This window comes from Pseudomonas sp. NPDC089554 (genome assembly GCF_050280645.1).
Lineage (GTDB): Bacteria > Pseudomonadota > Gammaproteobacteria > Pseudomonadales > Pseudomonadaceae > Aquipseudomonas.
In genome coordinates this window covers 1-18,449 of sequence record NZ_JBNNVR010000100.1, presented here as the reverse complement: position 1 = coordinate 18,449, position 18,449 = coordinate 1, and the positions used below count along the sequence as shown (strand labels likewise).

16 protein-coding genes, 1 tRNA gene and 2 pseudogenes are annotated in these 18,449 nt (G+C 61.5%); 11 read left to right on the top strand and 8 right to left on the bottom strand.

The window, feature by feature from the left end; translation table 11 throughout:
* From ACQKPE_RS22330 to ACQKPE_RS22290, 9 genes and pseudogenes are all read left to right on the top strand, one after another.
* Nucleotides 1-94: pseudogene (locus ACQKPE_RS22330) on the top strand (2-hydroxy-3-oxopropionate reductase); the annotation flags it as partial.
* A gap of 188 nt (nt 95-282) precedes the next feature.
* Nucleotides 283-951: a GntR family transcriptional regulator gene (locus ACQKPE_RS22325; RefSeq protein WP_427668884.1), complete on the top strand. Its 669-nt coding sequence runs from the start codon at nt 283-285 to the stop codon at nt 949-951.
* A gap of 229 nt (nt 952-1,180) precedes the next feature.
* Nucleotides 1,181-1,924: a gluconate 2-dehydrogenase subunit 3 family protein gene (locus ACQKPE_RS22320; protein ID WP_427668883.1), complete on the top strand. Its 744-nt coding sequence runs from the start codon at nt 1,181-1,183 to the stop codon at nt 1,922-1,924.
* 2 nt (nt 1,925-1,926) lie between these two features.
* The gene (locus ACQKPE_RS22315; RefSeq protein ID WP_427668882.1) at nt 1,927-3,699 is read left to right on the top strand and encodes a GMC family oxidoreductase; all 1,773 of its coding nucleotides are present in this window, start codon (nt 1,927-1,929) and stop codon (nt 3,697-3,699) included.
* Nucleotides 3,700-3,713: 14 nt separating this feature from the next.
* Entirely contained in the window at nt 3,714-5,021 is a 1,308-nt protein-coding gene (locus ACQKPE_RS22310) for a c-type cytochrome (protein ID WP_427668881.1), read from the top strand.
* A gap of 471 nt (nt 5,022-5,492) precedes the next feature.
* A complete protein-coding gene (locus tag ACQKPE_RS22305) occupies nt 5,493-7,268 on the top strand; it encodes an ATP-binding response regulator (protein ID WP_427668880.1) in 1,776 nt (591 codons plus the stop codon).
* A 164-nt stretch (nt 7,269-7,432) separates the two neighbouring features.
* A pseudogene (locus tag ACQKPE_RS22300) lies at nt 7,433-7,834 on the top strand (PAS domain-containing protein); the annotation flags it as partial.
* A gap of 129 nt (nt 7,835-7,963) precedes the next feature.
* Entirely contained in the window at nt 7,964-9,082 is a 1,119-nt protein-coding gene (locus ACQKPE_RS22295; protein WP_427668885.1) for a methyl-accepting chemotaxis protein, read from the top strand.
* A gap of 295 nt (nt 9,083-9,377) precedes the next feature.
* A complete protein-coding gene (locus ACQKPE_RS22290) occupies nt 9,378-10,100 on the top strand; it encodes a response regulator (RefSeq protein ID WP_427668879.1) in 723 nt (240 codons plus the stop codon).
* Between the two features lie 127 nt (nt 10,101-10,227).
* On the opposite strand, the gene ACQKPE_RS22285 is transcribed toward ACQKPE_RS22290, so the two are convergent.
* From ACQKPE_RS22285 to ACQKPE_RS22250, 8 genes are all read right to left on the bottom strand, one after another.
* A tRNA-Gly gene (locus ACQKPE_RS22285) sits at nt 10,228-10,303 on the bottom strand.
* A 65-nt stretch (nt 10,304-10,368) separates the two neighbouring features.
* Nucleotides 10,369-10,929, bottom strand: a complete 561-nt coding sequence (gene pgsA, locus ACQKPE_RS22280; RefSeq protein WP_375101722.1) for a CDP-diacylglycerol--glycerol-3-phosphate 3-phosphatidyltransferase — start codon at nt 10,927-10,929, stop codon at nt 10,369-10,371.
* A 33-nt stretch (nt 10,930-10,962) separates the two neighbouring features.
* On the bottom strand, nt 10,963-12,786 hold the full coding sequence (gene uvrC / locus ACQKPE_RS22275; protein WP_427668878.1) for an excinuclease ABC subunit UvrC: 1,824 nt from the start codon (nt 12,784-12,786) through the stop codon (nt 10,963-10,965).
* Nucleotides 12,787-13,425 carry a response regulator transcription factor GacA gene (gene gacA, locus ACQKPE_RS22270; RefSeq protein WP_138221546.1) on the bottom strand — a complete coding sequence of 213 codons (639 nt, stop codon included), beginning with the start codon at nt 13,423-13,425 and terminating at the stop codon, nt 12,787-12,789.
* Between the two features lie 62 nt (nt 13,426-13,487).
* Entirely contained in the window at nt 13,488-13,877 is a 390-nt protein-coding gene (locus tag ACQKPE_RS22265; protein WP_427668877.1) for a helix-turn-helix domain-containing protein, read from the bottom strand.
* Between the two features lie 115 nt (nt 13,878-13,992).
* Nucleotides 13,993-14,451 (bottom strand): N-acetyltransferase family protein, encoded by a 459-nt coding sequence (locus tag ACQKPE_RS22260; protein ID WP_427668876.1) that lies wholly within the window; start codon nt 14,449-14,451, stop codon nt 13,993-13,995.
* A 14-nt stretch (nt 14,452-14,465) separates the two neighbouring features.
* A complete protein-coding gene (locus tag ACQKPE_RS22255) occupies nt 14,466-15,158 on the bottom strand; it encodes a glutathione S-transferase N-terminal domain-containing protein (RefSeq protein ID WP_427668875.1) in 693 nt (230 codons plus the stop codon).
* A gap of 95 nt (nt 15,159-15,253) precedes the next feature.
* Nucleotides 15,254-15,586 carry a hypothetical protein gene (locus ACQKPE_RS22250; RefSeq protein ID WP_427668874.1) on the bottom strand — a complete coding sequence of 111 codons (333 nt, stop codon included), beginning with the start codon at nt 15,584-15,586 and terminating at the stop codon, nt 15,254-15,256.
* A 129-nt stretch (nt 15,587-15,715) separates the two neighbouring features.
* Between ACQKPE_RS22250 and ACQKPE_RS22245 the strand changes: the two genes are divergently transcribed.
* Together ACQKPE_RS22245 and fusA are read left to right on the top strand one after the other, a co-directional pair.
* On the top strand, nt 15,716-16,144 hold the full coding sequence (locus ACQKPE_RS22245; RefSeq protein WP_427668873.1) for a hypothetical protein: 429 nt from the start codon (nt 15,716-15,718) through the stop codon (nt 16,142-16,144).
* Between the two features lie 72 nt (nt 16,145-16,216).
* Nucleotides 16,217-18,328: an elongation factor G gene (gene fusA, locus ACQKPE_RS22240; RefSeq protein WP_427668872.1), complete on the top strand. Its 2,112-nt coding sequence runs from the start codon at nt 16,217-16,219 to the stop codon at nt 18,326-18,328.
* The last annotated feature ends 121 nt before the right edge of the window (nt 18,329-18,449 follow it).

The window sequence follows — 18,449 nt, the reverse complement described above, 5'->3', positions numbered from 1 at the left end:
CTGCGCAGCCATCGGCGGCAGCAACTGGGACCACTCGGCGCTGATCAAGGGCCTGGAGCACATGGCCAACTTCTCGATTCGCGGCGACAAGTAAGACCTCACCGAGCAACACCGCCCCTGGTTCGGCCTGCACGGAGGCCGCTCCGGGGGCGTTTTCATTGGCGCCAGGCAACCCGAAAATACAAACTCAAGTAGCACCAACCGACTCCTGCTAAGATTGCGCCCCGACTGCCAGACAACCGGCAGCGTGGGTTCAACGAACAATCCCGGCAGAGGTAAGGTATGTCCCCTGGTGCTTCACCAACCAGTGAACTGGCGAAAATCGAGCGGCTGCAACTGCACGACACCGTGCTCGATCATTTGCGCCGGTTCATCATCGAAGGCACGTTGAAGCCCGGCATCAAGATCAACGAACGTGAACTCTGCGAAGTGCTCGGTATTTCCCGAACCCCGCTGCGCGAGGCACTGAAGGTGCTGGCCGTGGAAGGCCTGATCGAACTTCGCCCCAACCGCGGTGCGCGGGTTGCGCAAATGAGCGACGTCGAGATCCGCGAAACCTTCGAGCTCATGAGCGGCATCGAGGCCTTCAACGGCCAGCTGGCCTGCGAGCGCATCACCGACGCCGAGGTCATCAATATCAAGTCCTTGCATTTCCAGATGCTGCAAGCGAAAGAGAACAACGACCTGTCGCTGTACTTCCAGAAGAACGCCGCCATCCACGATGCGATCAGCCAGGCCGCACGCAACGAAACCCTGCGCAAGACCTACCTCACCCTCAACCGGCGTATCCAGTCCATCCGCTATCTCTCCAACCGCACCGAGGTGAAGTGGGATCGGGCCATCCACGATCATGAAGACATGATCGAAGCCCTGGAAAAGCGCGATGCCAACCAACTGCGCGATGTCCTGCGCCGCCACATTCTCGATGCCGGCGGAATCAAACCCGCCTGATCGTCGCCGTCACCTCCCCTGATTCACCTCCCCCGCACACCCCTCGCTAACTGAATTTGCATTCAGGCCGGTCACTCAAAACCGGCCTGTATCGCTGCACGCCTCAATTTTAAGGGCTTCTTTTTGATTGTCGGTAGACGCATTTTATATTTTGAATGCAGAATACCAATCGACATTGCCTTGCGCCTGTCCTACAGCACCTTCCGACCCCAGCCTGAGAGGTCACACCGTGAACCCAGAAGACCAAGAAAAAACCTACGAATCGCGGCGATCGTTTTTCAAGAAAACCCTCACCCTGATTCCACTCACCGTCGTCGCCACCCAGATGCCTGGGCTTGTTGATGCTGCCCCCAGCGAACCGGTCCGAGCGTCGCGCGAAAGCGCCTCGGCCACCCCCTACTCGCCCGTGTTCTTCAACGAGATCGAATGGGCCTTCATCAACGCCGCCTGCGCCCGGCTGATTCCCAAGGACGAACTGGGCGCCGGCGCCATCGAGGCCGGCGTTCCCGAATTCATCGACCGGCACATGCAGAGCAGCTACGCCGCAGGCGATATCTGGTTCCTCCAGGGCCCCTACTACGAGGCCGGCCCGGAGTTCGGCTACCAGGGCAAACTCGCGCCGCGTGACATCCTGCGGGTCGGCATGGCCGGGCTGGATGCCTGGAGCAAGAAGACGTTCTCCGGCAAGCGCTTCAGCGAGCTTTCCAGCGACCAGCAGGACACCACGCTCAAGCAACTCGAGGCCGGCGAAATCAAGACCGAAGGCGTGCCCGGCAAGGTGTTCTTCAGCCACCTGCTCAACGAAACCTTGTACGGCTTCTTCTCCGACCCTCAGTACAGCGGCAACAAGGACATGGTCGGCTGGAAACTGGTGGGCTACCCCGGCGTGCGCGCCGACTTCATGGATTGGGTGGAGCAAACCTCCAAACCCTATCCGCTGCCGCCTGTAAGCATGTCTGGTCGTCGAGGTTGAGCATGACAATTCAAGAAAAAGTCGATGCAGTGATCGTGGGCATGGGTTGGACCGGCGCGATCCTGGCAAAAGAACTGACCGATGCGGGCCTGAGGGTGGTGGCCCTGGAGCGCGGCGCAGACCGCGACACCTACCCGGACTTCGTCTACCCCAAGGTCAACGACGAGTTGGCAGGCTCGGTGCACCGCAAGTACCTGCAAAGCCTGAGCAAGGAAACCCTGACGATTCGCCACGACCTCTCGCAGCGCGCCGTGCCCTACCGGCAGATGGGCTCGTTCAAGCCCGGCGACGGCGTGGGTGGTGCCGGTACGCACTGGTCGGGCTGCCACTTCCGGGCGCTGCCGGAAGACTTCAACCTGCGCTCGAACTACGAGGCGCGCTACGGCAAGTCGTTCATCCCCAAGGAAATGACCATCCAGGATTTCCCGGTCACCTATGCCGAGCTGGAACCGCACTTCGACCACTTCGAGCAGGTGTGCGGTACCGCCGGGCAGGCCGGTATCGTCAATGGCGTTGCCATCGCCGGAGGCAACCCGTTCGAAGGCTCGCGCAGTCGGCACTTCCCCTTGGCAGCCAACCCGGACTACCTGGGCGGCAAGATGTTCGTCAAGGCCGCCAACGAATTTGGCTATCACCCCTACCCGATTCCCGCCTCGAATGCCTCGGGCCCCTACAAGAACCCCTACGGCTGCCAACTGGGCCCCTGCAACTACTGCGGTTTCTGCAGCGACTACGGCTGCCTGAATTACTCCAAGGCCAGCCCCAACGCCTGCATCCTGCCGGTGCTGCGCCAGCGTGCGAACTTCGAGCTGCGGCCCAATTCCCAGGTGCTGCAAGTGAACCTGGACAGCGACCGGAAAAAAGCCACCGGCGTGACCTACCTGGACGCTTCGGGCCATGAGCAGACCCAGCCTGCGGACCTGGTGATCCTCGCTGCATTCTCCTACCTGAACGTGCACCTGATGCTGCTCTCCGGCATCGGTAAGCCCTACGACCCGCACACCGGCGAAGGCGTGGTGGGCAAGAACTACACCTATCAGAACCTGACCCGCATGACGCTGTTCTTCGACAAGAGCGTGCAGGGCAACCCCTTCATCGGCATCGGCGGCGCCGGCCAGGTGATCGACGACTTCAACGGCAACCAGATCGACAATGCCAAGCTCGGCTACCTGGGCGGCAGCGTGCTCTGGGCGCGCCAGCCAGGCGGCGGGCCAGTGCGCGGCATCAGCCTGCCGTCAGGCACGCCGAAATGGGGCAGCGCCTGGAAGAAAGCTGCGCAGGACCATTTCCGCCACCAGTTCTACTGGGAAGTACAAGGCGCCAACATGGCCTACCAGGACTGCTACCTAGACCTCGACCCGACCTACAAGGACGCCTACGGTCGCCCCATGCTGCGCATGACCTTCGACTGGAAGGCCAACGAGATCAAGGCCAACCAGTACATGGTCGGCAAGCTGCAAGAGATGGCGCGCAGCCTGAACCCGCTGGCGATTTCCGCCGATGCGAAAAAGGCCGGCGAGCACTACAACACCACCCGCTACCAGAGCACCCACACCTGCGGCGGCGCGATCATGGGCGACAACCCCAAGACCAGCGCGGTGAACCGCTACCTGCAATCGTGGGACGTGCCCAACGTGTTCGTCATGGGCGCCTGCGCCTTCCCGCAGAACAACGGCTACAACCCGACCGGCATGGTGGGTGCGCTGGCGTACTGGTCGGCCAAGGCCATTCGCGAACAGTACCTCAAAGCCCCCGGCCCACTGGTGCAAGCGTGAGGAGCGCCGCATTGATGAGCATTCGAACTGCACTGGCAACAGCGGCCTTGGTGGCGGCAACACCGTTGTGGGCCGACGACTACAACTCGCCCGAACTGATCGAGCAAGGCCGGTACCTGTCCCGCGCTGGCGACTGCGTCGCCTGTCACACCGCCAAAGGCGGCAAGCCTTATGCGGGCGGGCTGCCCATGGCCACGCCGATCGGCACCATTTTCGCCACCAACATCACCCCCGACCCGAAGACCGGCATCGGCAACTACAGCCTCGAGGACTTCGACAAGGCCGTGCGCCACGGTATTGCCAAGGACGGCTACACGCTGTACCCAGCGATGCCCTACCCCTCGTACGCCCGGGTCACCGATGAAGACCTCAAGGCGCTGTATGCCTACTTCATGCACGGCGTGAAACCGGTCGAACAGGCCAACCGGGAAAGCGAGATTCCCTGGCCGTTGTCAATGCGCTGGCCGCTGGCGGCCTGGCGCACTGCGTTCGCGCCGGCAGTCGAAGCGCAAACGCCCAGCGGGCCGCTGAAGTACGAAAACGCCCAGCTTGCCCGCGGCGCCTACCTGGTCCAGGGGCTGGGCCACTGCGGCAGTTGCCACACGCCACGGGCTGTCACGTTGCAGGAAAAGTCGCTGGATGAACGAGACGCCAGCTTCCTGGCCCGCGGCCAGGTGATCGACGGCTGGGTTGCGATCAGCCTGCGCGACCACACGCCCGATGGCCTGGGCGACTGGAGCGCAGAGGACATCGTGCAAACCCTGCGCGATGGCCGCAACGCGCACTTCTCGTCGATCGGCGCGATGAACGAGGTCATCCAGCACAGCGGGCAGCACCTCACTGAGCCAGACCTGATGGCGATCGCCCAGTACCTGAAGTCGCTGCCTGCCATCCCGGGCTCGAACAAGGTGGCTTTCCAGGCCAGCGATACCACGGCCAAGGCGTTGTGGGCCGGTGAGTCACCGAGCCGCGGCGCCGAGCTGTATGTCGACAACTGCGCCGCCTGCCACCGCACCGATGGCCAGGGCTACAAGGAGGTGTTCCCACGCCTGGCGAACAACCCGTCGGTACTTGCCGAAGACCCAAGCTCGATGATCCGGGTGATTCTGAACGGCAGCCGCCTGCCCTCGACCCAGCAAGCCCCCTCGGACCTGGTGATGCCCGATTTCGGCTGGCGCCTCGATGACCAGGAAGCGGCGCAGCTGGTGTCGTTCATTCGCAACAGCTGGGGCAACAAGGCGCCAGCGGTTTCGGCCAAGCAAGTCAGCGCCGTTCGCCAGGCGATCGCCGAGGAACATGGAGGGCCCGCGGCCAAGCATTGAGCGGTAGGCCAGCTTCAGCGGTCGATGCTACTGAACAGGGTTTCGACCCATGCCTGACGATATCGAATGTATGAACCCCCAAAAGGGCCCTCGAATGAGGGCCCTTTTTTTGACCTGCGATACCTGATTTGAAGCGCGGCTAATAGCAGTCAACTGTTAGCAAACGAGAAAACGAGCAACAGTCGATAGTTTTGAAGTTATTCGACGGGCAGCCGACTTAGGTTAATGAGTACGCCCGAAAGCACCAGGAGCAAAAAATCCGAGCGCGAAAAGAGCGGACCGTGCATAGAAAAAAAAGGATAAGCATCAATGGTGAGTCTTCCTCCAGCCCAACCTCAACACCGTGTATTACTGTGCCTGGCAGAAGGAGAACAACCGAATCTAGGTCATTGGCAACCCGGGGTGGCGAAACTGCTACAAGTCCACTCGACAAACGAGCTGCCACGCTTACCCTGCACCAATGATGTTCTTTTGACATCATTCAATAGCGTACAGAGCCTTTCTCCTGAACAGACCGAGCAACTGGTTGCCTACGGCCGCGCCACCGGCGTATGGAAGATGTTGATCGATACGCAACCTGGTATTGCAGATCAACTCCACTGGTACAGTTCGGGCGTTGACTGTTTTCTTCCCACGCCTGCCACGTCGCCCGATTGGAGCATACTCCTCGACTGGCTGTGCAGCCGATCGAACGCCCCCTTGCCTGAGCCCCGCGCAGAAGAAGCACGCTTTCGCTTTTTTCTCGATAACATGGAAGAAGGCGTGGTGGTTTGCGATAAAAGCATCATCGTCGATGTTAGTGATCGATGGCTTGAACTGTTTCGCTGCACGCGCGAACAGGCCATCGGTCAATCCGTCCTGGACTTTACCGGGCCACGCGCCGTCCCCATGGCCCAGCAGTTGATTGAAGAGCGCTGGGCCGAGGCCTATGAATCGGAAATGCTGCGCAAGGATGGCAGTACGTTTCCGGCCATCGTGCGCGGACGCAACCAGATGTTCAACGGACGCGAGTTACGCCTGAGCACCATTCTCGATATCACTCGACAAAAGGAAACGGAAAAAGCGTTGCAGCTCGCCAAGCATGAAGCTGAGCGCGCAAACCACGCAAAGTCGGAATTCCTTTCCAGCATGAGCCACGAACTGAGAACTCCACTTAACGCGGTCCTGGCGTTTGCCCAAGTGTTGGAAATGGATGGTCACCTGAACGCGGTTCAACTCGACAGCGTGAACGAAATCATTCACGCCGGCTCACACCTGCTGCGGCTTATCAATGAGGTGCTGGACCTGGCGGGCATCGAGTCCGGCCGAATGTCCCTGTCACTGGAAGCGGTGGATGCCTCAGCGCTCGTACGCCGCTGTGCGCAACTTGTGCACCCGATGGCCGCCAGCCGCGAGATTGCGCTCAAGGTCGACGTAGGCGAAGACATCAATGTTCAGGCCGACCATCAACGCCTGAAACAGGTCCTGCTGAACCTGTTGTCCAATGCCATCAAATACACCCTTCCAGGTGGCACCGTACACATCGCTATCGAAAACCTGGAGCCCTGTATCCGTATAGCGGTCAGCGACACCGGCGTGGGTATCTCGCCCGAACGCGTCAAAGCACTCTTCCAGCCGTTCAACCGCCTAGGCGCTGAGCAGGCAGTGATCGAGGGTACGGGGATCGGCCTGGTGATCACGCGCAAGCTCACCGAGGCCATGGGTGGACAAATTGGTATCGAGAGCGAGCCCGGCCGAGGGAGTTGCTTCTGGGTCGACCTGCCACGCGCGCAAGCTGCACCACAGCCACCCCTCCCTGCCCGAGAGGCGAGCTTCGCGCAACTGTCAGCCAGGGGCGAGAAACCCTACATCCTTTATATCGACGACAACCCGGTCAACCTCAAGCTGGTCTCGCAGATTCTCGATAGGCTGCGCAACGTTCATCTGGTTACCATGCATGTGCCGGAAATTGGCATCGAGTTTGCCCTCGCGCAACAACCCGACCTCATCATGCTGGATATCAACCTGCCCGGCATGGATGGCTATCAAGTACTAAAGGTCCTGCAATCCCATCTTCAATTGCGACATGTTCCGGTGATCGCCCTGTCGGCCAACGCCATGCCTTGCGATATCGAGCGCGGCATCACGGCAGGCTTTTGCGACTATCTCACCAAGCCTTTGGACATCGGTCGCCTCCTCTCATGCATTGACGCCCACCTGAACACGCAAACGATAAAACATGACCCGCAAGGTCTTGCGCGCCTATGAAATTCGTGGCCTGTGCGCCAACGCTCGTGAATTGTCACGTAGTGTCACTTTTTTCCAGGCCCTGAAAATCGCTCGTTATCCTTCCGCTCAAGCGGTCACACCTCCTGCCGGGGGCGGGCGGCGACTTCAGGCAGAGCTGCCTGCACAGTCACACCCCAAAATAGATGCCGCTACTACCTAAAACAGCCTCTGCCCTCCGGCGTCTTCGTCCGGCGGGGCGCTTTTTGGTGCATGCGATGCGAAACAACCAGCCGATAACCAACCGTGAAGTACTCTTTCCCGCTGACATTCGTTTGATTTCCACTACCGATCTTCAGGGCGACATTACTTTCGTCAACGACGATTTCGTAAAGGTCTCCGGTTTCGAGCTCTCAGAGCTGATTGGTCAGCATCACAACATCGTCCGACACCCGCACATGCCGCCCCAGGCTTTCGCCGACATGTGGCAGAACATCCGTGCCGGCCGCTCGTGGCGAGGCATGGTCAAGAACCGCTGCAAGAACGGTGACTACTATTGGGTCGATGCCTATGTCACCCCCATTCTCAAGGATGGGAAAGTCATTGAATACCAGTCGGTGCGCAGCCTGCCCAGTACTGCCGCCAAGGCACGCGCCGAGCGCGAATACAAACGTTGGCGCGAAGGTGCCACTCCCAAGGGGGCACGGCGTCCAGTATTGCCCTGGGCCGCCAGGGTAATGCTGGCCACCAGCGTGCCGGGGCTGACGATCGCGGCGCTAGCCGCTCTGCACGGCGACAGCACGCAGGCCCTGGTCAGCCTGCTGCTGACGCTTGTCGGTGGCGCCAGCGCATGGGCCCTGCTTGCGCCGTTGCGGCGCCTGGTCGATGCCAGCCGAAAAACAACGGGCAGCCCCATTTTGACCTATCTGTTCAGCGGCCGTACCGACGAACTCGGGTGCATCGAACAAGCCAGCACTACACGCCTGGCCGAAATGCGCGCGATCGTCAGCCGCCTGGACAATACCTGCCACCACATCAAACGCAGCAAGGAGGGCGCCGACGCCAGCGTCGCCGATGCCAACCACGCGGTGTTGGGCCAAGGCCGCCACGTGGAAGAAATCTCAGGTGCCATGGAAAGCATGTTGAGCAGCCAACACCAGGTCGCTCAAGCCTCGACGCGCACCTCGCAAGCTTCGCAAGCCTCGCGCCAAGCCACCCTGGATGGCCGCGACCAACTGGAGCACATGGTTCAAATCATCAACCGCCTGGCCGCTTCGCTGGAGCAAACCCGTAACACCGTGGCCGCCCTGGCCGAGCGCAATGAAAACATCGGCAAGGTGATCAATGTGATTACCGCCATTGCCGACCAAACCAATCTTCTGGCCCTTAACGCTGCCATCGAGGCAGCCCGCGCTGGCGAAGCCGGTCGCGGTTTTGCTGTCGTCGCAGACGAAGTGCGAAGCCTGGCCCAGCGCACCCAGGCCTCCACCCGCGATATTCGCGAAATCATCCAGGGCCTGGAAAGCGATACCCAGGCTTGCGTCGAGTCGATCAACAACGGCGTCACGGTCTCGCAGCAGACAGTGGAACTTGCCGGCCAGACTGACCGCGCCTTCAGCCTGATCCTCGGCTCCGTCGAGCACATTCACCAGTTGGCGAGTGAAGTCGATGCCGCCATGCATGAACAATCCAGCATCAGCGAGCAGACACGCCGGCAGATGGTGGTACTTCGCGACAGCGCCAACCAGGCAGTGAGTTCCAGCGACACCTTCAACCACCATGCCGTCAAGCTCGCCCAGCACATGGAAAACCTGGTGGTGCTGGCCCGCCACTTCAACAACAGTTTGAGCCGCTAGGCAAATGCCGATCACATCAGCAAACGTTGCCTGACGTGTGCTGAAATAGCCCTCTGTTCAACTACCCTCAACCCATCCCCTGCCCACGGGCCAGATAAGCTTTTCCGATATTGAGTATGCCGATACCCAAGGCGTTGCCTGGGTTATCCAATAGTCAGCGCCTGGAAACCGAGCTGTTCGGTATCTAAGCGTCGCACTTTTTCGGCGGGTGAGCGATGTATTCGAAGTTCCCCAAAGTGATAGGGTAATAGAAGTCGCCTGCTGCCGAAGTAGGACTGTAGAGGTTGCAGATGAAATGAATGCCGGAACGATATTGGTAGTTGATGATGATCCCCAGATTCAAAAGTTGTTACAAAACTATTTGGGGCAAATAGGTTTCCGGGTAAGAACTGCCACCAGCGGTAGTGAATTCCGTCAAGCACTGAGCGTGGCCGGGGTAGACCTGGTTATTCTAGACGTGTTGCTTCCTGATGATAATGGTTTCAGTTTATGCCAGTGGATGCATGAACATCCGGAGTTTTCCAAGGTGCCCATCATCATGCTCACGGGGTGGATCGGTGAGGCAAATCGCGTCCGTGGCTTGGAGTTGGGTGCCGATGCCTATCTGTGCAAGCCATTTGGTCTTCGCGAATTGGGCGCACAGATCAAGGCCTTGTTACGCCGCACCAGTGTTGGTCAAGGCCATAGCAGTCATGTGCTGGAGTTCGGCGATTGGAGCGTGGACATGATCAGCCGCTGCCTGACTCACCTGGATGGCGAGGAAGTCATGCTCTCCGGTGGCGACTTTGCATTGCTGGAGTTGTTTCTCGCTCGTCCTCGGCAGGTGCTTTGCCGTGACACGATAGGTAACGCCATTCGGGGTCGCGACCTGCTCCCCCTGGAGCGTGCTATCGATACAGCTGTTTACCGATTGCGCCAGCGTTTGCGGGACACCGAGAAACCCCTGCGCTTGATCCAATCTGTGCGTGGCAAAGGTTATCTATTGGCCGTTGAGGTGACGTCCCGTCGTCGTATTTAGCGGCGACAGGGTATCAACGGGAGGAGATAGACAACCGGGATGGGGTTTGCGCTAGAACGAAAAAAGGGCCTTTCGGCCCTTTTTTCGATGATCTAGCGGTTTTTGTTCAAACCGGTAGATCTTTAACTGGAGCGGGAAACGAGACTCGAACTCGCGACCCCGACCTTGGCAAGGTCGTGCTCTACCAACTGAGCTATTCCCGCGTCGTGATGGGTTGCTATTCTAGCGACTCGCGAAAAAACGTCAACCCTTTGATTCAAAAATACTTTTACTTCTGCTCCGAACCTTCGCGCAGGTGCGGCCAGGCAGCCAGCAGGTAGTGCACCATCGACACCAGGGTCAGGCCCGCCGCCACCAGCAGCAGCCCATAGCCAGCCACCACCCAGAAGGTCAGCACCGGAGGGTTGGCCAGCAGTATAACCAGCGCCAGCATCTGCGCGGCGGTCTTCCACTTGCCCAAGTTCGAAACCGCAACGTGCGCCCTTGCTCCCAGCTCGGCCATCCACTCACGCAACGCCGACACCACGATCTCGCGACCGATGATGACTGCCGCCGGCAAGGTCAGCCAGAAGTTGGCATGCACCTGCACCAGCAATACCAGGGCGACAGCGACCATCAGCTTGTCCGCGACCGGGTCGAGGAAGGCGCCGAACGGGGTGCTCTGCTGCAACCGACGCGCCAGGTAGCCGTCAAGCCAGTCGGTCGCGGCGGCGATGGCGAACACACTGCTGGCCGCCATGTAACTCCAGGGGTATGGCATGTAGAACAGCAGGATGAAGATCGGAATGAGCAGGACGCGTAGAACGGTGAGCAGGTTTGGAATATTCATCGGTACGACTGGCTGCAAGTTGAGCCCGGCATTCTACTCGCTATGCAGGCTGGCATAAATCGACTCGGCAAGCTTTTTACTGATACCGGGTGCCTTGGCGATCTCGTCGATACTGGCGCGGTTGAGCTCCTGCAAGCCACCGAAATGTTTCAGCAAGTCTCGGCGCCGCTTCGGGCCTACTCCAGCGACATCCTCAAGGCTCGAGGTACGCCGGGCCTTGCCGCGACGCGCGCGGTGGCCGGTGATGGCAAAACGGTGGGCCTCGTCGCGAATCTGCTGGATCAGGTGCAACGCCGGGGAATCGCCCTTGAGGGTGAATTCGTGGGCCACATCGTTGAGGTACAGGGTTTCGAAACCGGCCTTGCGGGTCACGCCCTTGGCCACGCCCAACAGCGTCAGGTCGCTGAGGCCGAGCGCCTGCATCACGTCACGGGCCATGTTCAGCTGGCCTTTGCCGCCGTCTACCAGCAGCACGTCGGGCAGCTTGCCTTCGCCGTCCTTGATGCGCCCATAGCGGCGCATCAAGGCCTGGTGCATGGCGGCGTAGTCGTCGCCGGCAGTCACGCCCTCGATGTTGAATCGCCGGTAGTCGGACTTGAGCGGGCCCTCCGGACCGAACACCACGCAGCTGGCCACGGTGGCCTCGCCGCTGGAGTGGCTGATGTCGTAGCACTCCAGGCGTTGCGGCACCTCATCGAGGCCCAGCACCTGGGCCAGCGCCTCGAAGCGTGCGGCCATGTGCTGGCGGTTGGCCAAGCGCGCGTTGAGCGCCTGCTCGGCGTTGGTCACCGCCAACTGTTGCCAGCGCGCGCGGGTGCCGCGCACCCGGTGGCTGATGGCGAGCTCGCGACTGCGCAGGGTCTGCACGGCCTCGACGATGGCCTCGAAGTCCTCGTGCACCACGTTGACGATCAGTTCGCCCGGCAACTCGCGCTCGGCATTGCCCAGGTAATACTGGGACAGGAACGCAGACATCACCTCGGCCACCTCCTCCTCGATCCCCACCTGGGGGAAGAAGTTCTTGCTGCCCAGCACCCGCCCGCCGCGCACGCTGATCAGGTGCACGCAGGCGCCGCCTGGGTTGACGAAAGCGGCCACCACGTCGACATCGCCGGAGCCGCCCTCCATGTACTGCTGGTCCTGAACCCGGCGCAACAGGGCAACCTGGTCGCGCAGCTCGGCAGCCTTCTCGAAGTTCAGGGCCATGGCGGCCGCCTCCATCTCGGCGTTGAGCTCATTGCCCAGTTGTTGGGAGCGGCCCTCGAGGAACATCACCGAGTGACGCACGTCTTCGGCGTATTCCTCGGCAGGCACCAAACCCACGCACGGCCCCTTGCAGCGCTTGATCTGGTATTGCAGGCAGGGACGCGTGCGGTTGGCGTAGTAGCTGTCTTCACACTGACGCACCGAAAACGCCTTTTGCAGCATGCCCAGGCTTTCGCGAATCGCCCCTGCACTGGGGTACGGGCCGAAGTAGCGCCCCTTGGCCTTCTTGGCGCCGCGATGAATACCCAGGCGTGGGAATTCGCCGTCGGACAGGAACACATAGGGGTAAGACTTATCGTCGCGTAACAGGATGTTATAGGGCGGCCGCCACTCCTTGATCAGCGTCTGCTCCAGCAGCAGCGCCTCGGTCTCGTTGGAGGTAATGGTGGTCTCGACCTGGGCGATACGCGCCACCAATGCGGCAGTCTTGGGCGCCAGGCCAGTCTTGCGGAAATAGCTGGCCAGGCGCTTCTTGAGGTTCTTCGCCTTGCCCACGTAGAGCAGCCGGGCCTCGGCGTCGAACATCCGGTAGACGCCCGGGCGACCGCTGCAGGTCGCCAGGAACGCGCTGGCATCAAAGACTTGGGACATTTAGAGACTGGCGTCGACCATACCGTGGCGGACAGCCAGCAGCGTCAGCTCGACGTCGCTGGTGACCGAGAGTTTTTCGAAAATCCGATAACGGTAAGTATTGACGGTCTTGGGGGACAGACACAACTTGTCGGAGATGATCTGCACTTTCTGGCAGCCGACGATCATCAGGGCGATCTGGATTTCCCGCTCCGACAGCGCATCGAACGGCGAGCCTTGCGGCTGGAACGGCTTGAGCGCCAGCTGCTGGGCAATTTGCGGGCTGATATAGCGCTGGCCGGCAAAGGCCAGGCGAATGGCCTGGACCATCTCGTCGAGGCCCGCGCCCTTGGTCAGGTAGCCGGCGGCGCCGGCTTGCAGCAGGCGTGTGGGGAACGGGTCTTCCTCGCACACGGTAACGGCCACCACTTTTATGTCCGGGTGGCTACGCAGCAGTTTGCGGGTAGCCTCGAGCCCGCCGATGCCTGGCATCTTCACGTCCATCAGCACGACATCCGGCTTGAGTTCCCGGGCCAGCTTGAGTGCGGACTCGCCCGAATCCGCCTCGCCGACCACCTGCAGGCCGTCGATATCGGCCAGCATCCGCGTAATACCGGTACGCACCAGATCGTGGTCATCGACCACTAGGACCCTAATCAAGCAGACACCTCGTCATGGGGCGATTGGATCCGGCCACCTTAACAAAATTTTTCATCGCGAACCTAGCGTAAAGCGTCATTGAAATATGCCTGGCGCCCCATCCATGGACGCTTGGACGATACCCGTGTATCCGCCGCTGCGGCCAGCCGGTTGAGCAGGTGCCACACGGCTGCATGGTCCGCCGCCGACAACTGGCGAAGCACGCCGAGCAGGCGGCTCTCTTCGGCGCTGAGGCTGTCATTGGGTGCCGGCATGCGCACCCCGCTGACCACATACAGCGCATCCACGCCCCTGGCGGCCAGTGCCGCCAAGTAGTCGAGACGCGGCGTACGCTCGCCGCTTTCATACTTGCCCTGGGCGTTGGGCTCTACACCGCCGATGTCACCGAACGCCCGCTGGGTCAGCCCCAGGCGCTCGCGCTCTTCCTTCAAGCGCGGACCGAATCCGTTCATGCGATTCCCTTCCTCTGTAAAAACATGATCGGGTGCATCCGGCACCCCTGAATAGCAAGGCTGTGCATTGCACTATGCACATTGGATCCAATAGGCGCAAGCCATCATTATCTACTCATGTCTTTACAATTGTCGCTCGATCCCCCATCACGCTTACCTTGCGCTGCATACGCACGAAGCACTCGTCCTCCCCCATCTCGACGAAACCACACCGCTTGTACAGTTGGCGCGCAGGGTTGCTCTTGAAGACCATCAGCCGCAGCAAGGGCAGGCGCCGCTGCGTGGCCCATTCGGCCAGACACTGCAATACCTGGCTGCCGATACCGCGACCGCGATGCTCGGGCAGCAGGTGCAACTCGCGAATGAACAGGGCCTGGCGGTCCTGACTGAGGCTACAGAAACCCAGCACCTCGCCGCCCTCCTCCACCAGCCATTGCTCACGCCAGCCCCAGGCCTGGTCGAAGGCCTCCTCGATCCACAGCAGGTCGAACTCGCGGTAATACGGCAGCATGGCGCGCCGCGTGAGGTCGCGGGCGAAGTTGCGGTACGCGTCGGTCGCCGGAACCAGGTTCATGCCGTGCCTGCGCCTCAGCCAGGAATCTTCAGCCCACGCTGCACCGCCGGACGCTCGAGGAAAGCAGCCAGCACGCGCTGCACTTGCTTGAAGTCGTCGAAGCCCACCAGGTCGCGCGCATCGTAGCGCTCCACCAGGTTACGCACCCACGGGAAGATGGCGATATCGGCAATGCTGTAGTCGCCCGCCACCCAGTCGCGTCCGTCAAGGTGCCGGTCCAGCACACCCAGCAGGCGTTTAGACTCATTGACGTAACGGTCGCGCGGGCGTTTGTCCTCGATGGCCTTGCCAGCGAAGAAATGGAAGAAGCCGACCTGGCCGAACATCGGCCCGATACCGCCCATCTGGAACATCAGCCACTGCAATGTCTGATAGCGGGCGGCCGGGTCAGGGCTGAGCAACTGCCCGCTCTTCTCTGCCAGGTACACAAGGATCGCCCCCGACTCGAACAGCGGCAGAGGCTGCCCGCCCGGGCCGTTGGGGTCGAGGATCGCAGGGATCTTGTTGTTGACACTCAGGGAGATGAACTCAGGCGTCAGTTGCTCGTCGCTGTCGAAGTTGACCTTGTGCACCTCGTACGGCAGGCCGATCTCTTCGAGCATGATCGAGACCTTGACGCCGTTGGGGGTGGCCAGCGAATAAAGCTGAAGGCGCTCGGGGTGCTGCGCCGGCCATTTGCGGGTGATGGGGAAAGCGCTGAGGTCCATCGTGGTCAACCCTTGCTGGAAAATGGGAAGCACCACTCTAGAGGCATACGCGCGAACTCGCCATTACCCGCCAAGCCCAGCACTGTGCGTGGATATTACAAGCCCAGCTCTTGTGGGGTGAGCATGTCGGACTCGAAGGCGATCCAGCCGCCTTCCAGTTCGGCATGACCGTTGACGATCGGGCCATAGTAGGTCAGGCCGTTCTCCAGGGTCACGCAGATGTGCGTGGCGTCTTTTTCCGGCGCCGCGAGCGTACCGACGAAATGCACCTTCTTCAGGGTTTCGGTCACCGCCTCCAGGCCAACGCGCATGCTGGGGTTCTCGGCGGCCTCGGTGTCGCCTCCGCGGTCTTCAGCGCTGATGGTAACGGTGGCGATGTAGGGGTACTTGCTCAAGCGAATGGCCTCGATGGAGTGGCTGGGGCGCATAGGGTACGGCAGGCGCTTGCGGTTGTCTCTAGCAGCCGCTTGACGGGCCCGGACAGATGCAAATGGCCTCCCCCGCCCCGATCTGTTAGGGTGCCCGCCGATGCACGCCACACCACACGAGGACACCCAGTGAGCGCCGAACAACCCCTGATCGCCGACCTGTTCGAGGTCGACAAACGCCTGACCCTCAAGCCCGTGGTGGACTTCAACGCCTACCTGCGCAATGCCTTCGGCGACGGCCCCTGCCGATGCCACCGCTGCCTGGAGCTGGGCGGCGACGAGAGCAGCTACAGCCACCGCCATACCTTCGAGCTGGAAGGCCGCCAGGTGCACCGACGCTTCGCCAACACCGCAGGCAGCGACGTGTTGCAAGCCCTGAAGAAGGCCTGGCTGTCGTACACCAAAGCCGAGCTGCGCCCCCTGGGCGAACTGGACCTGACCACCCTCAAGACCTTCACCGACAGCGCCCTGCACACACGCCTGCTGGCCCTGCTGCCGGCCAGCGGCCTGGCCCGCGAAGTGGAAGGCACCTGGCACCTGCAAGCCCAGGCCGACTGACAGCTCGGCGGTGCGGCAGGATTCTCCCGGTCTGCTACCTTGGGAGAATCCTCACCCGCAGGTGACCCCGCCATGGCCCGCACGACCCCTATCGAGCTGTACCGCAATATCGGCATCGTTGCCCATGTGGATGCCGGCAAGACCACCACTACCGAACGCATCCTGTTCTACACCGGGGTCAACCACAAAATGGGCGAGGTGCACGACGGCGCCGCGACCATGGACTGGATGGCCCAGGAGCAGGAGCGCGGCATCACCATCACCTCGGCGGCGACCACGGCCTTCTGGCAAGGCTCGACCAAGCAGTTCGCCGACCGCTACCGCTTCAACATCATCGACACCCCCGGCCACGTCGACTTCACCATCGAAGTGGAGCGCTCGCTGCGCGTGCTCGATGGCGCGGTGGTGGTATTCAGCGGCGCCGACGGGGTCGAGCCGCAGTCCGAGACGGTGTGGCGCCAGGCCAACAAGTACCACGTGCCACGCCTGGCCTACATCAACAAGATGGACCGCCAGGGCGCCGACTTCCTGCGCGTGGTCAAGCAGATCGACCAGCGCCTGGGCCACCACCCGGTGCCGATCCAGCTGGCCATCGGCAGCGAGGAAAACTTCATCGGCCAGATCGACCTGGTGAAGATGAAGGCCATCTACTGGAACGACGCAGACAACGGCACCAGCTACCGCGAAGAGGACATTCCCGCCGAGCTGCAGGCCCTGGCCGACGAGTGGCGCGCGCATATGGTCGAGGCTGCCGCCGAGGCCAACGACGAGTTGACCGAGAAGTTTCTCGAAGGCGAAGAACTGACGGTCGAGGAAATCAAGGCCGCCCTGCGCCAGCGCACCATCGCCAACGAAATCGTACCCACCATCCTCGGCTCGTCGTTCAAGAACAAGGGCGTACCGCTGATGCTCGACGCGGTCATCGACTACCTGCCGGCCCCCAGCGAGATCCCCTCGATCAAGGGTACCGACCCGGACGACGAGGAAAAACACCTCGAGCGCCACGCCGACGACCACGAGCCGTTCTCGGCCCTGGCGTTCAAGATCGCCACCGACCCCTTCGTCGGCACCCTCACTTTCGCCCGCGTGTATTCCGGCGTGCTCAGCTCGGGCAACGCGGTGCTCAACTCGGTGAAGGGCAAGAAAGAGCGCATTGGCCGAATGGTGCAGATGCACGCCAACCAGCGCGCAGAAATCAAGGATGTGTGCGCCGGCGACATCGCCGCGCTGATCGGCATGAAGGACGTCACCACCGGCGACACCCTGTGCGATATCGACAAGCCGATCATCCTCGAACGCATGGACTTCCCCGACCCGGTGATCTCGGTAGCCGTGGAGCCGAAGACCAAGGGCGACCAGGAGAAGATGGGCGTCGCCCTGGGCAAGCTGGCCCAGGAAGACCCATCGTTCCGCGTGCGCACCGACGAAGAAACCGGCCAGACCATTATCTCAGGCATGGGCGAGCTGCACCTGGACATCATCGTCGACCGCATGCGTCGCGAGTTCAATGTCGAGGCCAACATCGGCAAGCCGCAGGTGGCCTACCGCGAGAAAATCCGCAACACCTGCGAGATCGAAGGGCGCTTCGTGCGCCAATCCGGCGGGCGTGGCCAGTACGGCCATTGCTGGATTCGCTTCGCCCCCGGCGACGAGGGCAAGGAAGGCCTGGAGTTCGCCAACGAGGTGGTCGGCGGCGTGATACCGCGCGAGTACATTCCCGCGATCCAGAAAGGCATCGAGGAGCAGATGAAGAACGGCGTGCTGGCCGGCTATCCACTGATCGGCCTGAAGGCGGCGGTGTACGACGGTTCGTACCACGACGTCGACTCCAACGAAATGGCCTACAAGATCGCTGCCTCCATGGCCACCAAGCAGCTGTCGCAGAAAGGCGGCGCGGTGCTGCTGGAGCCGGTGATGAAGGTGGAGGTGGTGACGCCCGAGGAGTACCAGGGCGATATCCTCGGCGACCTGAGTCGGCGCCGTGGGATGATCCAGGATGGCGACGAGACCCCAGCGGGCAAGGTCATTCGCGCCGAGGTGCCGCTGGGCGAGATGTTCGGCTACGCCACCTCGATGCGCTCGATGACCCAGGGGCGTGCGAGTTTTTCCATGGAATTCACCAAGTATGCCGAGGTGCCGACGGGCATTGCCGATGGCATCGTGAAGAAAAACCGGGGGGAGTGAACGCTGCTTTGCCCGTGGGAGTGGCCTTGTGTCGCGAAAGGGGCGGCCCGCCGCGAGCCCCCCACAACGCCGCCCGCCGCTCAACCGGGGCGTGCAGTTGGCCCCGGAAGGCCAGCAAGAA